The organism is Marinobacter sp. UBA3607, assembly GCF_002375525.1.
GTDB lineage: Bacteria > Pseudomonadota > Gammaproteobacteria > Pseudomonadales > Oleiphilaceae > Marinobacter > Marinobacter vinifirmus.
This window is the reverse complement of record NZ_DFLY01000036.1, coordinates 18,170-33,165: the sequence shown is the minus strand read 5'-3', so window position 1 is coordinate 33,165 and position 14,996 is coordinate 18,170. Positions and strand designations below refer to the sequence as shown.

The window sequence follows — 14,996 nt, the reverse complement described above, 5'->3', positions numbered from 1 at the left end:
GCCTTGTAGTCATGGCACAGGAAGATACGGGTCTCCGGCGGCAGGGTGAGCACCTTTTGGATCGATTGATACAGGGTGCGCGCATCGCCACCCGGGAAATCGCAGCGGGCGGTGCCGTAGTCGGGCATGAACAGGGTATCGCCCACAAACGCAGCGTCGTCGATCACGTAGGTCAGGCAAGCGGGGGTGTGGCCCGGGGTATGCAGCACCCGGCCCTGCAGGTTGCCGATGATAAAGGTGTCGCCTTCCTCGAACAGCTTATCGAACTGGCTGCCATCGCGTGCAAATTCGGTCCCGGCATTAAAGGCCTTGCCAAAGATTTCCTGAACGTCGACGATTTTTGCGCCAATACCGGTCTTGCCACCCAGCTTTTCGTGCAGATAGGGTGCGGCTGACAGGTGGTCCGCGTGCACGTGGGTTTCCAGAATCCACTCAACCCGCAGGTCGTTATCACGCACGTACTGAATGATCTCGTCTGCGGAGCGCACGTCGGTGCGGCCGGCGGCGTAGTCGAAATCCAGCACCGAATCCAGGATGGCACAGGCCTGGCTGTCCGGATCACGCACCACGTAACTGAAGGTATTGGTGGGTTCGTCGAAGAAATGCTGAACGATAGGCTGAGTCATGGTATTCACCTTGGATGTCGCCGATATCTATGATTTGATCTAAGGATATACTGAAACGATATATAAGGTGAAATTCTGTTTTCTTATATAGGCGATAAGCTCGATGCATCACACCGGGCACCGGAACACGTTCCGGCCCCCGGCAGGGTGTTTGCTCAGCGTTGCCCGAGAAGCTGTGTGGCCTCGCGGCGGCGACCGTCATCTGCCAGCTCACGGCCCGGCCTGCCTGGCGCCGACAGTACTTTTTCCAGGTACACCCGCGCCCGCTCCGGCTCATCCTGATCCAGCAGAAAATCCCCGAAAAAATAATTGGCATCAATGCCATCAGGGTTGATCGCCAGGGCTTTTTGCAGATAACTCCGCGCCTTGCTGTCATCCCCGAACCCCAGCGGCCAACCCGGCACCTGGTAGTATAGACTTCCCAGAGACGTGTAGGCCGAGCCATCCAGCGCTTCCGGATCGATGTCCAGTGCCGCCTCCAGTGACGCCCTGGCCTCTTTTACCAACCCCAGGGCGCCCAGACCGCCTTTGGCGCCAGCGTAGGTGCTGAGCACAATACCCTGCCAGATCAGCGGTTCGGCCCGGCCCGGATAACGCTCAACAAAGGCCTTGGCCTCGGTGGCCAGTGCCTCGAATGCCTTTTCTTTTTCCTGTTCGGGTGTCTGATACTGGATTTCAGCCCAGCGTTGCTGGATCTGCGCCAGTTCGGTTGGTACATCCTGGGCCCACGCCGGCATGGCCAGCAACGCGGCCAATACCATTATCATCCACTTCATGACATTGCTCCTGAATCCAGAAAGCGCCGGATGACCGGCAGTTGTTTCAACATGGCTTTATCCACAATCTTCGGCAGGATGCCGTTGATCACCACAAACAGTTTTTCCGGCCAGCCCAGGAAGCGCCGGCGCTCATCCTTTTCCATGGCCTGAAGAATCTGGGCCGCCACGGTTTCCGGAGCGTCCATGGCATTGCCCAGCGCCCGGTTCAACTCGTTCACCGGCTCCGGGTTCATGGCTGTGGCGGTCGCCCTGGGGGCCACGTACACCACCTGCACCGAGGTATCCGCCAGCTCCCGGCGAAGGGCTTCGGTAAAGCCTCGCAGGCCGAATTTGCTGGCACAGTAGGCGGTGTAGCCCGGGAACCCGATACTGCCGAAGGTGGAACCCACAAACACCAGGCCGCCCATCCCCGCTTTACGGAACCGCGGGACAAAATGCCGGGCCACCAGCATGGCGGAACGCAGGTTGACCATGAGCTGGGCATCCAGGTCAGTGACCGCCATGCCCTCCAGCGCCGCAAAGCAGTTCTGGCCGGCGCAGTGGATCACGCCATCAATATCCGGATACACCTCGGTCAGCTGTTGCAGTTGCCGGTCCAGTTCCAGGCTGGCCAGTTCCAGGTGCACCGGGGAAACGCCTGCGCGCTTTTCCAGCCGCTCGGGGTGGCGGGTCGCCACAATCACCCGGGCACCACTTTCCACCAGGGGGCTGATCAGGGCCTGGCCAATGCCGCCAGTGCCGCCCAGCAGCAGAAAGGTTCGGTCATGCAGCCTCATGGCGCTGCTCCTTGTTGCGTGCCGGCAGCGGAATGCTGTGCAGCATGTCGCCGTACAGGCGGTACACCATGCGGGCCGACTCGATGATGGCCTGCTGGTCGTCCGGATCTGTAATGCTGTCCATCAGGTTACGGAAAAACTCGAAGTGCTCCTGGTCCAGCGCGCCGTGGGAATACAGATAGCTGAAGGCCTGGTCAGGCAGGCCCAACTGCTTCTGGATGGCTTCGCCCAGGGGCGTGGCCAGTTCGATGGAGGTGCCTTCCAGTACCTGAACCATGCCGAAAAAGGCGGCCGGGTTGCCGCGCTGGATGCGGTCGTACAGGTAAGCCACCATCAGCTCGATGGAGGTATCCGGCTGGCCATGGCGGATGGCTTCCTTGTCTTCACCACAGGCTTCCAGGTCGTTCAGGATCCACTCGTGGTGGCCGTATTCTTCCTCGATGTATTCCACCAGTGCCTTGCGTACAATCTCCAGCCGCTCGGGCAGCCGGCCACCGCAGGCCATCATCAGCGGTACCGTGTGTTTCACGTGGTGGTAGGCCTGGGTCAGAAACCAGGTGTAGCCTTCAAGGTCAAAGCGACCCTCCTGGATGGCCTGAATCACCGGGGCTCCGGTGACATGGGCCCGGGCCTGTTCGGTTTCGGATTGCAGTCGGTCAAAAAATGCCATGTTGGAGACTCCTGGCGTTGTCTGTTGGGGAGGCGTGCCCGCAGGCACAGAAAGATTCATAAAAAGGGGAAAGGCTTCAGCCATGAGCATGGGCAGGTCAGCCTGAATCTGATGCCGCACCGGGCGGCCGTTGGCGGTGATATAGCCTTCGGCCTGGGTCAGGGGTTGCCGGCGGATGTACACGGCCTGCAAGCGGGCGTAGTCGGGCAAGCCGGCATTGAGTGTCGTCAGGGCTGCCCGCAACTTGTCCGGGCCACGACCATCCCGAACCACCAGCAAGGCGCTGGGCTGTGGTTCGCCATCACCAAACACCACGGCTTGGGCGGCGCCCACGGCCTGTACCAGCTCGCTCTCCAGCCATTCAGGGCTGATGTTGCGGCCAAAACTGGTGATGATCAGGTTCTTGGCGCGGCCGTTAACAGCCAGGAAACCCTCCGGGCTGATCGCCCCAAGGTCTCCGGTATCCAGCCAGCCATCATCCTCGGGCTCGTCGCCCAGATACCCCAGATGGGTGTTGCCCCGCACCAGAATCCGCTGATTGTCGTCCACCTGAACCTGTACATGCGAAAGCGGCCGGCCCACAGTGCCCTCCCGTTCGGCGCCCGGTACGTTCAGGGCCACCACCGAGCCGCACTCGGACAAGCCGTAACCTTCGTACAGCGGCAAATTCATCGCCCGGCCACGGGCCAGCAGATCTGGTGAAACCCGGCCACCACCAACGGCCAGAAAACGAAACGAATCCGTGGCCAGCGCACCCTGCTCGCCAGCATTGACCAGCGCCATCGCCAGCTCAGGCACCAGAATCACGGAATGAGGTTGATGCCGGTTCAGACCCGCCACTAGCTGGCCGAGATCGAGGCCACTGCTGCCGGTCATACCCAGGGTTTGCAGCGGGGCAACCGTCACCGTGGCGCCCATCAGCAGCGGTAGATAGACCCCGGCAATGTTCTCCAGGAGGGTTGCCAGCGGCAGGATGCACAGGTGTTGATCCAGCTCCACACCTTCCAGCCGCTGCTGCAGCGCACAAGCGGTCGCAGCCAGCTGCTGCGCCGACAGGCACACGCCCTTGGGGGTACCAGTACTGCCGGAGGTGAAGGTAATCTTGGCGGTGTGTTCCGGCATCCAGGAGGCAGCAGGGGACACCGGCAAATGTCTCAGCCAGACGCCATGACCGATCATCTCCGCCTGTTCTGCTTCGCCACTGAATACCAGGGCATCCAGCCCGGCCCGCTGAATCAGGTGCTCGGTCTGGCTTCTGGAAAAAAACACCGGCACCGGTACACACACCACGTCCGCCATCAGACAAGCCAGGTCCGCAACCACCCAGGCCGGGGTGTTGTCGCCACACAGGCCTATGCGTTTCACGCCCAGGCTCCGCAACTGCTCGGCCACCAACTGCGCCGCCCGCCATAGCTGCTGATAACTGAAACTGGCGTCTGGCCCCTGCAGTGCAATGCGCTCCGGATGTTGCCGGACCCGCTGAGACAGGAGATCAGGCAAGGCGGCCATAGGCACCTCCCAGGTCCGCCTGCGGTTTATCCTCGACCGCAACAACCGGCTGCACCAGCTTCAGCAAGCCGGCGGCGCGCAAGGCCGCCATACCATCAGCGACCTTGATGGTCATCACCACCGGATGATGGTCGTAATAGCGACCCCAACCAGCGCCGCCATCCGGCAATTTTGAAGGATCGGCATCCGCCAGCACCCGGGTGGCAATGCCCAGTCGATGAAAGCTGTTACGCAACTGATCGGTGCCGGTACACACCACCCAATCGTAGCCGGCGGCATCCAGCCACACCGAAAGAGAAGCAAACAGATAGCGGCTGACGCCGGCTTCCACCCCGGCCAGGTGGGCAATTTCGGCAATCCGGCTGCGCTCGGTGGCGGGTTCTGGCATCAGCGACTGAACCGGTACCGACAGGTAATCCTCCAGAAACAGCTTGTCGACGCCGGCATTTCGCACACCTACTGCGGCCAACAGACTGCCCTGGGCTGTGGTTAACGCGAGAAGGGACGGAATACGCAGGTTTGGTTCCGCACCATAGGCCTGCTGAAAGCGGCGCCGAATGAAGGCGGTAACACTCTCGGCCATTGTTGTACCGGGAAGGATTTCGCTAAACCACCGGCCGGCACAGCGAAGCGATGGCACAACATCTGGAGCATCCGGCGGACAATAGGCAGAAATAGTCAACGGATCAGTCATCAGGTTTCTCCAACAGCCAGGGCCAGGCCGGCCCTCTGGTTACGGCTGCCAGATTAGGAGGGGAGTCTTAACCCATCCTTAAGGCGCTGTCGGAGATTTCTTAAGCCCGCGTTAAGCTTTCTGTGGCACACTCGCCAAGATCACATATAGCAGGAACCGCCAATGCGCATACTGTTGGTAGAAGACGACCATCCACTTGCCCGCACAATGCTGGACATGCTCCGGCGGGACCAGCATACGGTCGACTGGCTCGACGATGGCCAGCAGGCTTTGACGGCGCTGAAGCAAGACCACTTTGACCTGGTGATTCTTGACCTGACCTTACCCCGGCTCGATGGCCTTGATGTTCTCCGGGGCGCAAGGCAGGCTGGAAACCACACCCCTGTAATCATTCTGACAGCCCGCACTGAACTGGATGAAAAGCTCCTTGGCCTTGATGCCGGGGCAGACGACTACCTCACCAAACCTTTCGCCATGGCCGAACTGAAAGCCCGGATGCGTGCAATAACCCGGCGCGGGGTTCCCACCAACGGCGATGCCGAGCTTCAGGTAGGGCAACTAAAGCTGAATACCGATACCGGTCAGCTTGTGGCAGGTGGCGAGACCTCCATACTGCCTCGCAGCGAATTCCAGATTCTTCACTACCTGATGCGACATCCTGGCCAGGTTGCCACCCGCCGGCGCCTGGAAGAGCAACTCTACGGCTGGGATTCCGGTGCCGAAAGCAACGCACTGGAGGTACACATTCATCACCTGCGCCGCCGGGTTGGCAAACCCGTCATCCGAACCATTCGGGGCGTCGGCTATGTTCTGGACCCTGAAGCCGCTACCGGAACTTCGGTATGTCCCTGACGCGTACTTTGACCCTTCTGGTTACCTCGACGGTGCTGCTGATCGCACTGCTCGCCTCCGTTTGGAGCTATATCGAGAGTAATCATGAACTGGAGGAGCTGTTCGATGCCGAGCTTGCCCAAAGCACACGAATCGTACAGGGACTGGTTCGTCACCTGGTGGATACCCAGGCCCTTGAGCAGTTACCGGCAACCCTGAGCGAGACCCTGACCCTGCCGCTTGATCCCGCAGCGGAGATTGACCTTGAGGCCGACGAAGGCGAGATCCTGCCCGGCGGGGTTGGCCACAAATATGAGAAGAAACTGGCCTTCGAAGTATGGACCCCTGAAAGGGAGCCTCTGCTGGACACCCTGAACTCGGATGACAACCTGGGGCTCGCACCTGGCTATTCCTGGGCCGAATCCCGCGGCCATCGCTGGCGCACCTTTACCCTGCAGGATCCGGAAACCGGGTTCTGGATACGAACCGCCCAACGGGAAGACATCCGCGGCGAGCTCAGCCAGGAACTGGCACTTGGGAACGTACTGCCATTGATCCTGGCGTTGCCGCTGTTAGTCGTTGCGGTGATCGTCGCCGTTCAGGTCGGATTCCGCCCCCTGGCCCGGCTGGAGAAACCCATCCGACATATGGCGCCGGAGCGGATTCACCCGCTCGACGACCGGCAGGCGCCCAAGGAAGTCGCCGGCCTGGTACAGGCGGTAAACGCGCTACTCAGACGCCTGGACCTGGCCCTTGAACGGGAACGGCGGTTTTCCGCCGATGCGGCTCACGAATTGCGCACCCCCCTTGCAGCCCTGCGCCTTAACCTGGAACGGGCCTGTACGGAACATCCGGAATTGTCTCAGGATCTGATCCAATCCGTTGATCGCATGGTGCACCTGGTCGAGCAGATGCTACTGCTCAACCGGGTGGACTCCGGCATTGACTTCGCGCCGACCCAGACCAACCTTTCGGCCATCCTTGAACAGAGTGTTGCCGACGTTGCCCCCCTGGCCCTGAAGAAACAGATTGAACCCGTTCTTGAAGATAATACCCATCAGGCAATGGTTCAGTGCCATAGTGCACTGATCAATACCCTGATGCGCTCCCTGCTCGCCAACGCCATACAGTACAGCCCCCGGAACACCGTCATCACCACTCACCTGATCGCTGAGGGCGATGGCTACAGCATTTCGGTCTGTGATCAGGGGCCGGGCATTGACGCTGGAGAACGGGAGCGCGCCCTCAGTCGCTTTGTCCGGCTGGATCAACGCCAGGGTGGTGGTGCCGGACTGGGGCTTGCCATCGCACGCCGGATTGCCGAGCTGCACGGCGGCCACCTGATCCTGTCGGATCGGCCGGATGGTTGTTCGGGCCTGTGCGTCCGGGTCTGGCTGCCTATCAAATACCGATGCGAGCACAGCCGGCATTAAGGTTCGATTAAGGTTGGAAGCTGATAATTGATCCCCGTACCAGAGGGCCTGACCCCTGGATCATTTTTGGGGGAGCTTACAGATGCCACATCAACCAACCCTGTCGCTGGTGATACCGGCGAAAGATGAGCAGGATAACATCGCTGCGCTGTTGACCGAGACCTTCACCGTCATGCGCGATTATCCCGGATTTGAAGTGGTGCTCGTTGATGACGGCAGCAGCGACCGGACGCTGGACACAGCCAGGCGCACAGCCACAGCTCTCGGCGGCAACCTGACAACAATCCGGCATGACCAGAGCATAGGACAGAGTGGGGCCCTGGCCACGGGCATACGTCAGGCCAGAGGCCAATTGATCGCTACCATGGATGGTGACGGCCAGAACGATCCTGCCGATATCCCGGCATTGCTGCAGAAAGCCAGCACTCTGAATCAACAAGATTTCTGTATTGCCGGTTACCGTTGCAACCGTAAGGACACGTCATGGAAGCGCTTTCAGTCACGGCTTGCTAACCGCGTTCGTAATGCGTTTCTCCATGACGGCGTACCAGACACCGGCTGCGGCCTGAAACTGATCCCTCGTGCCACGTTCCTTAAACTGCCCTGGTTCGACCACGCCCACCGCTTCATCCCCGCACTGGTGAAGGGGATGGGAGGGGTAATTGCCATTGTTGAAGTGAACCATCGGCCACGCACCGCCGGGGTATCGAAATACAACGCCTGGAACCGCGCCTGGGCCGGGATCATCGATATGATCGGGGTCATGTGGCTGCTTCGTCGCACACGGGTGCCCCGGATTGCCGGCGTGGCAGAGAGCGGTAACGAACAACCGATCATGGATCAGGCTTGATATGACCAGAGCTTTCCGCTGGCTGGCCCTTATCAGTCTGGTTCTTACCGGCTATTTCGCCATCGAAGGGCACTGGCTCGATCTCATCACCGACCAGGTGAGTATCGCGGGCTTCCTGCAACGTCATGGGTGGCCCGGATTCGCCGCAATCATCCTGCTGAGCGCCCTATTCACCGGATTTGGCGGCCCCCGGCAAGCACTCGCCTTTGTCCTTGGATTCGCCACCGGCAGCGTTGAGGGTACCGTCATATCGACCCTTGCCACCGCACTCGGTGCGACTGGCTGTTTTTATGCCGCCCGGTGGCTGCTGCGGGCACCGCTCCTGCACCGATTTGATCTTCGCATGCAGCGCTTCGACAGCCTGTTCACTGAAGGCACCCTGCTGAAAATCCTCATGATCCGTTTGCTGCCTGTGGGCAGCAACCTTGTCACCAATCTCCTCGCCGGGTGTTCCGGCATACGATTTGCCCCGTTTTTACTGGGCAGCGTTCTTGGCTACCTGCCCCAGATGGTGATCTTTGCAATGGCCGGCGCGGGTATTGGCCAGGCCCATCTCAACCAGTTTCTGGTAAGCGCGGTTCTGTTCGCCCTGGCAAGTGCCATTGGCGCTTACCTGTATCACAACCAGCGCAATCAGGCCCTTGCTGATTCCGTATCTGACCCCTCCTGAGTTGCAATTATGACACTCAATTTCCGTCTTCGGCGTTTACCCGACACCTTGTTCAGTCTGCCGCACAACCGGTTGTTACTTGTCTTGCTGGCCTTCGCGGCACTTATGATTCTGTCGGGCATCGGTTGGCGCTCTCCATGGCCTGCCGACGAACCGCGATTCGCCGAAGTAGCCCGGGAAATGGTGGCCTCCGGGCAATGGCTGCTGCCCATGCGGGGCGGCGAACTCTACCCGGACAAACCACCGGTGTTCATGTGGGCCATCGCCTTTTTCTACTGGCTGACCGGCAACCTGAAAATCGCGTTTCTGCTACCGAACGCCCTGTGTAGCCTGCTAACCCTGGGCCTGGTGTTCGATCTGGGCACACGCTTGTGGAACCAACGCACCGGCGCCATTGCCGCACTGCTGCTGATGCTGGCACCCCAGTTCCTGATTCAGGCCCAGCGAGCCCAGATTGATGCCATGGTGGCCTGCTGGATCATGGTGGCCTGTTACGGTCTGATCCGGCATTTTTTCGTGCAGCCGTCCTGGCGTTGGTATTTCGTGGCCTGGGCCTTTATGGGGCTTGGCATTATTACCAAAGGGGTTGGCTTTCTGCCCGCCTTGCTGTTCATTCCGATACTGGCCCTGAAACTGCAGGACACCTCTCGATTTCAGGGCACACTCCGCTGGCGCTGCGCCCTCGGGCCCCTGGTCATGCTGGCCGTTGTGGCAGCCTGGCTGGTGCCGATGGTGCTGGCCGTCAGTCACCTGGGCACCGACGAGGCCCTGGCCTATCGCGACAACATTCTGTTCAAACAGACCGGCGAGCGCTATGCCGATTCCTGGGGGCACATTCAGCCCTGGTATTACTACCTCGCCAGCGTGATTCCCTCGCTGTGGTTTCCGCTGCCGCTGCTATTCCTGGCACTGCTGCGGCCCATTCGTGAGATTCTCAAACACAGGCTGGACGTGGTGGTTCTGCTGGCGTGGGTCGTGTTGGTGGTGGCGTTTTTCAGCCTGAGCCCGGGCAAACGCGGAGTGTATGTGCTGCCAGCTCTGCCGGCACTGGCCCTGAGCCTGGCCCCGGCATTGAGTGGACAAAACCCGGCACGCTGGTTCGGGGCAGTCATCAGTGCTCTGCATCTGCTGCTTGGTGCAGCCTTGATCACCCTGGGCGTGCTAGCCTGGAATGACCACCCTCGTCTGGTGGAAAAGGTCGCTGACTACACTCAGGATCCTGCTCGACTGCACGAAGCCGGCACCCTGTTGTTCACCCTTGGGGGTATCTGGGTCGCAAGTCTCATGGCGCTCTGGCACTCCCGGGCACTCGAGCGCTGGTTCATTGCCCTGATGGTGAGTTGGCTGGTGTTCACAACCTGGGGTTATCGAATTCTCGAGCCATTGCGCACACCCAGAAATGTGCTCGCCGTAGCCGAGCAGACCGTGCCTGCCGGCGGGCAAATTGGCATGATCAATTTCCGGGAACAGTTCATTCTGTTTTCAAAACGGGACTTTACCCATTTCAGTTACTTCAGCGACAGGGAACAGGAAAGCCGCAACGCCTGGCTCTGGATGCGGGAGACACCGGATAGCTATCTGATTGTGGCAGGGGATGGAGAGCTTGGCTGTTTCAATAAGCAGGGTGCTCGACCGCTGGGCACTGCTCACCGGGATACCTACGTGCTGCTGAGCGACCAGGACATGACTGACAGCTGTGAACCCCCGGACAAGGTGACACGCTTTACCACCGAAAACCCCGGGGAGTGGCTGGACTGATGCGACTCTGAGAACACCGCAAACTTTGCTGATCTCACGTACAATGGGCGCTTTTGAATTCTCAAGGAGGCGCCCTTGCTCCCTCGCTCGCGGATTGCACATGAATGGCAGGCTTTCTGGCTGGCACTGGGATTCCTGACTCGTATCCCCATGCTCGTCCGGATTGATTACTCCCAGCGCCTGATGAACCAGAGCAGCGTCTATTTTCCTCTGGTGGGCCTTCTGCTCGGCCTTGGCTATTGCGCCGCCTACCTTCTGTTCTCATTGGTGGCCAGCCCGCTGGCGGCCATTATCCTGGTGGTTATTCTGCACCTGTTTATCACCGGGGCCTTCCACGAAGATGGCCTGGCGGACAGTGTTGATGCTCTCGGCGGCGGCTATACCGTGGAAAAACGGCTGGAGATCATGAAAGACAGCCGGATCGGAACCTATGGCACGGTGGCACTGGTGATGGCCTTGCTGCTGAAAGTAGCCCTGCTGGCTGAGGCTGAATTGATCTGGCTTGCGTTGCTGGTGGCACCTGCGGTTTCCCGGCTGACACCGCTGATATTGATGGCCTGCCTGCCGTACGTCACTGACCCCGACAAGAGTAAATCCACGCCGGTGGCAGACGGTTTCTCCCGCAGCCGTTTGCTGGCGGCGGCAGGCTTTGTGTTGTTGCTGGCATCCGGATTATCACTCTGGCAGCCGTTACTGATTCCCGCAGCCATAACGGCCGTCCTGCTGGTTGCTGTGTTCTGGGGCAGCTATCTTCGTAGCCAGCTCGGTGGCTACACCGGCGACACCCTGGGCGCAGCTGTCGTGTTCAGTGAACTGGCGCTGTTGCTGTTTCTCTAACGTGCCGGGCATCGTCAATTATCCACCGTGAACGACACTATCCGGGACAGGTGGCTGATAGGCATTTCCGTCTCTTCGTGCCAACGGTTGAACGCCTCCTGGGCCTGGCTCATGCCTTTCTTGCTGGCCGGTGAGGCATCCAGTATTCCGGCCCGGGTCAGGGCGGTAACCACATCGTGGGACAGGATAAAACCATCCCAACCCACCCGGCGCAGGAAGTACTGGGCTGAGTTCCCGCCCAGACGCTCACCGTTACGCTTCAGGTAGAGCAGCAGCCCCACCTGATCGGTCGACGGCCACTGGGCCAGAAACTGACCAAAGCTACCATGATCTTTCGCCACATCCATGATCATCCGGGCATTTTCCGGCACGGTTCGGATCTTCTGCATGTTGCGAACAATACGCTCGTCTGTAGCCAGCTGCTCCAGCACTTCCGGCGGCACCTGCTGCCAGTAGGCGGGCACAAACCCTTCGAATGCCGCCTCAAAATCCGGCCACTTGTTCTCGATCACCCGCCAGACAAAACCAGCCTTGAAAATGCATCCGGTGATCTCGGACAGGTAACGGTCGTCGCTGATCTCCGCCAGACGATGCTTTTCGGTGACCGGAGGCAACAGGGATTTCAGGACCTGCTCGCCACCCTTCCGGGCCAAGGCCTGCTGGTAAAACACAGAAAACTTCATCTCACCCCCTGAACAGAAGTCCCAAATCGGGTCGGATCGTACCCAATTCGGGACCTATGAGGAAAACGATAATAGTTTTTTATGGTACCCATCACTCCCCGACGAGGTACTTTGCCAGTTTCTTATACCCAATCGGCTGTCCCCAGCTATTCCCATGCACCAGATCTTCCAGCGGCAGCCGGGAACGCCAGCCTTTGGACTGTAATTCCGGTTGCTCCAGGAATTCACTGACATAGCCCAGGCAAAGGTAGGCCAGTGGGTATACATGATCCGGTACCTGCAGGATATTCGACAGCACATCCTGGTCCAGAATACTCACCCAGCCCACGCCAATGCCCTCGGCCCGTGCCGCCAGCCAGAGGTTCTGCACCGCCAGGCAGGTGCTGAACAGGTCCATTTCCATGATGGAGTTACGGCCCAATACATTAGGGCCGCCGCGGGATCGATCACAGGTGATGCAGAGGTTGATGGGGCTTTCCAGAATGCCCTGCAGTTTCAGGCTCCGATAGGTTTGCTGGCGCTCGCCGGTGTAGTTTTCCGAGGCCTTTGCGTTTTCCTCGTTAAAACTGTCCAGCACCTGCTCGCGCACCGCCAGGCTGTCGATCACGATAAAATCCCAGGGCTGCATGAAGCCGACCGACGGGGCATGGTGGACAGCTCTCAGGATGCGCGCCAGAACCTCCTCCGGAATGGCATCTGGCAGGAACTGGGAGCGCACATCCCGGCGCTCGAAGATGGCCCGGTACAGGCCTTCGCGCTGGGCATCGGTGAAGGGATCATTCGGGTTACTCACAACTGCAACAGCCTCCTTAACCGCTCTGTGTCCAGGCACTGCTCCACCTGATCGGCCAGGCGATCAAGTTGCTGCAGACGGTGACGCTGGTAGTCCACCGACTGCTCGCCCTGTGTTTTAAGGCCTGCCCAGGCCAGAATGGCATGGCAGGCGGCTGGCTCGTCGAAGACGCCGTGGATGTAGGTACCCGCCACCTGGCCATCCGCACTGACGGCGCCATCCGGCCGGCCTTCCAGCTCTGCAAATGGGCGCACCAGCGCGGCGCCTTCGGTGACACCGTTGTGCATTTCATAGCCTTTCAGAGTGCCTGTCACCGCCGTGCTGGCAACATGAGAGGTCAGCCCGCCATTTACCATTCGGAGCTGCTTGCCCGGCACCATACGGGTAACCATTTCGAACAGGGCCAGGCCCTCGGTAGTGCCGGCTTCACCCTCCAGCCCTTCCGGGTCTTCCACTTTTAGTCCCAGCATCTGGAATCCGCCACAGATACCCAGTAGCTTGCCGCCATACCGCAGGTGTTTCTGGATGGCTTCCGGCCAGCCTTGTTGCTTCAGCCACTGCAGGTCGTGCCGGGTGCTTTTGCTGCCGGGCAAGATAATCAGATCCGCTGGCGGAATGGGTTCATCCGTCCCCACGAACACCAGGTCAACGCCCGGGTGGAGTCGCAACGGATCAAAATCATTGTGGTTGCTGATCCGCGGAAATACCGGCACGACCACTTTCAGGGCTCCGGCCTCACTGATGCCGGCGGCACTGACGCTGTCTTCGGAGTCGATCACCAACCCATGCAGGTATGGCAAAACCCCGAACACCGGCTTGCCCGTGTGTTCCGTCAGCCAGTCCAGCCCGGGCTCCAACAGCGCAATATCGCCCCGGAACCGGTTGATGATAAAACCCGCCGTCCTGTCCCGCTCACTGTCGGAAATCAACGCCAGCGTACCCACCAGCTGGGCAAAAACCCCGCCCTTGTCGATATCCCCTACCAGCAACACCGGACAATCAGCAGCTTCGGCAAAACCCATGTTGGCAATGTCGTTGGCCCGCAGATTGATTTCCGCGGGGCTGCCGGCGCCTTCGGCGATGACCACATCGTAGCGGGCACTCAGTGCCTGCCAGCTCGCCATCACCGAATTCATCGCCTCAGCTTTGTAGGCGTGGTAATCCAGGGCATCCATATTGCCATGGACCTTGCCCCGCAAGATCACCTGGGCCCCGCAATCGCTCTGGGGCTTCAGCAACACCGGGTTCATGTCACTGTGGGGCTCCAGACCACAGGCCAGTGCCTGCAACGCCGTGGAGCGGCCAATTTCGCCACCATCCACGGTGACCGCACTGTTCAGGGCCATGTTCTGGGGTTTGAACGGTGCCACCGACACCCCCTGACGCGCCAGCCAGCGGCACAGGGCCGCCACCACCGTGGTCTTGCCAGCATCCGAGGTGGTGCCCTGCACCATCAGGGTGGGCATTTACAACTCCACACCCTTCTGGGCCTTGATGCCCTGATCCTTGAAGGCATGTTTGACCACACCCATCTCGGTGACCGTATCAGCCAGATCAATCAGTTCCTGCGGAGCCCCGCGACCGGTGACCACCACATGCTGCATTTCCGGACGGGCCTGCAGGTCGTCCAGCACCCGGTCCAGATCGATGTAGTCGTACTTCAGGGCGATATTCAGTTCATCCAGCAGTACCAGGTCATAGCTGTCATCGCTCAGCATGCTTGCTGCGACTTCCCAGGCATCGGTTGCGCTCTTCACATCCTGTTTCCGGTTCTGGGTGTCCCAGGTATAGCCCTGGCCCATCACGTGGTAGGTCACGTTCGGCAGGCTCCGGAAGAACGCTTCCTCGCCGGTGCTGAAAGCGCCCTTGATAAACTGGACGATGCCCACTTTCATTCCATGGCCCAGGGCCCGGGCGACCATGCCGAAGCCGGAACTGCTCTTGCCTTTGCCGGGGCCGGTGAGCACCAGCAACACGCCCTGTTCTTTCTGGGCACTGGCAATGCGTTCCTGCATGATCTTCTGTTTGGCGGCCATGCGCTTGGCATGGCGTTCGGGGTCTTTGGCGCGTTCACGCATGGGTATTCT

General features: G+C 60.0%; 15 protein-coding genes. 6 read left to right on the top strand and 9 right to left on the bottom strand.

All coding sequences use genetic code 11. The features are described 5' to 3' along the window. The 5 genes from B2589_RS14200 to B2589_RS14180 all read right to left on the bottom strand — a co-directional run. Positions 1-626: MBL fold metallo-hydrolase (locus B2589_RS14200; RefSeq protein WP_286817026.1), on the bottom strand; the 626-nt coding region annotated here is incomplete at its 3' end. Positions 627-781: 155 nt separating this feature from the next. After that, positions 782-1,402 carry a tetratricopeptide repeat protein gene (locus B2589_RS14195; RefSeq protein ID WP_286817025.1) on the bottom strand — a complete coding sequence of 207 codons (621 nt, stop codon included), beginning with the start codon at positions 1,400-1,402 and terminating at the stop codon, positions 782-784. Then, the gene (locus tag B2589_RS14190; RefSeq protein ID WP_286817024.1) at positions 1,399-2,181 is read right to left on the bottom strand and encodes an SDR family oxidoreductase; all 783 of its coding nucleotides are present in this window, start codon (positions 2,179-2,181) and stop codon (positions 1,399-1,401) included. Before B2589_RS14190 ends, B2589_RS14195 begins: the two co-directional genes overlap by 4 nt. Beyond that, positions 2,168-4,360, bottom strand: coding sequence for an AMP-binding protein (locus tag B2589_RS14185; RefSeq protein ID WP_286817023.1), 2,193 nt, complete (start codon positions 4,358-4,360; stop codon positions 2,168-2,170). Before B2589_RS14185 ends, B2589_RS14190 begins: the two co-directional genes overlap by 14 nt. Continuing rightward, positions 4,344-4,943 (bottom strand): thermostable hemolysin, encoded by a 600-nt coding sequence (locus tag B2589_RS14180; RefSeq protein WP_286817022.1) that lies wholly within the window; start codon positions 4,941-4,943, stop codon positions 4,344-4,346. The genes B2589_RS14185 and B2589_RS14180 overlap by 17 nt, the downstream gene beginning before the upstream one ends. 273 nt (positions 4,944-5,216) lie before the next feature. Between B2589_RS14180 and B2589_RS14175 the strand changes: the two genes are divergently transcribed. From B2589_RS14175 to cobS, 6 genes are all read left to right on the top strand, one after another. Beyond that, positions 5,217-5,906, top strand: a complete 690-nt coding sequence (locus B2589_RS14175; protein WP_199457788.1) for a response regulator transcription factor — start codon at positions 5,217-5,219, stop codon at positions 5,904-5,906. Beyond that, positions 5,897-7,318, top strand: a complete 1,422-nt coding sequence (locus B2589_RS14170; RefSeq protein ID WP_286817021.1) for an ATP-binding protein — start codon at positions 5,897-5,899, stop codon at positions 7,316-7,318. Before B2589_RS14175 ends, B2589_RS14170 begins: the two co-directional genes overlap by 10 nt. A gap of 82 nt (positions 7,319-7,400) precedes the next feature. Continuing rightward, entirely contained in the window at positions 7,401-8,168 is a 768-nt protein-coding gene (locus tag B2589_RS14165; protein WP_286817020.1) for a glycosyltransferase family 2 protein, read from the top strand. Further along, the gene (locus B2589_RS14160) at positions 8,116-8,838 is read left to right on the top strand and encodes a TVP38/TMEM64 family protein (RefSeq protein WP_286817019.1); all 723 of its coding nucleotides are present in this window, start codon (positions 8,116-8,118) and stop codon (positions 8,836-8,838) included. Before B2589_RS14165 ends, B2589_RS14160 begins: the two co-directional genes overlap by 53 nt. A gap of 9 nt (positions 8,839-8,847) precedes the next feature. Then, positions 8,848-10,596, top strand: a complete 1,749-nt coding sequence (locus B2589_RS14155) for an ArnT family glycosyltransferase (protein ID WP_286817018.1) — start codon at positions 8,848-8,850, stop codon at positions 10,594-10,596. Between the two features lie 75 nt (positions 10,597-10,671). Beyond that, entirely contained in the window at positions 10,672-11,433 is a 762-nt protein-coding gene (gene cobS, locus B2589_RS14150; RefSeq protein WP_286817017.1) for an adenosylcobinamide-GDP ribazoletransferase, read from the top strand. A 14-nt stretch (positions 11,434-11,447) separates the two neighbouring features. On the opposite strand, the gene B2589_RS14145 is transcribed toward cobS, so the two are convergent. The 4 genes from B2589_RS14145 to cobO form a co-directional block, all read right to left on the bottom strand. After that, on the bottom strand, positions 11,448-12,116 hold the full coding sequence (locus tag B2589_RS14145; protein WP_286817016.1) for a DNA-3-methyladenine glycosylase I: 669 nt from the start codon (positions 12,114-12,116) through the stop codon (positions 11,448-11,450). A 91-nt stretch (positions 12,117-12,207) separates the two neighbouring features. Next, positions 12,208-12,909: a 5,6-dimethylbenzimidazole synthase gene (gene bluB, locus B2589_RS14140; protein WP_286817015.1), complete on the bottom strand. Its 702-nt coding sequence runs from the start codon at positions 12,907-12,909 to the stop codon at positions 12,208-12,210. Next, positions 12,906-14,375 carry a cobyric acid synthase gene (locus tag B2589_RS14135; RefSeq protein WP_286817014.1) on the bottom strand — a complete coding sequence of 490 codons (1,470 nt, stop codon included), beginning with the start codon at positions 14,373-14,375 and terminating at the stop codon, positions 12,906-12,908. Before B2589_RS14135 ends, bluB begins: the two co-directional genes overlap by 4 nt. Further along, complete coding sequence (cobO, locus tag B2589_RS14130; protein WP_286817013.1) at positions 14,376-14,987, bottom strand: cob(I)yrinic acid a,c-diamide adenosyltransferase; 612 nt, start codon at positions 14,985-14,987, stop codon at positions 14,376-14,378. Between the last annotated feature and the right edge of the window lie 9 nt (positions 14,988-14,996).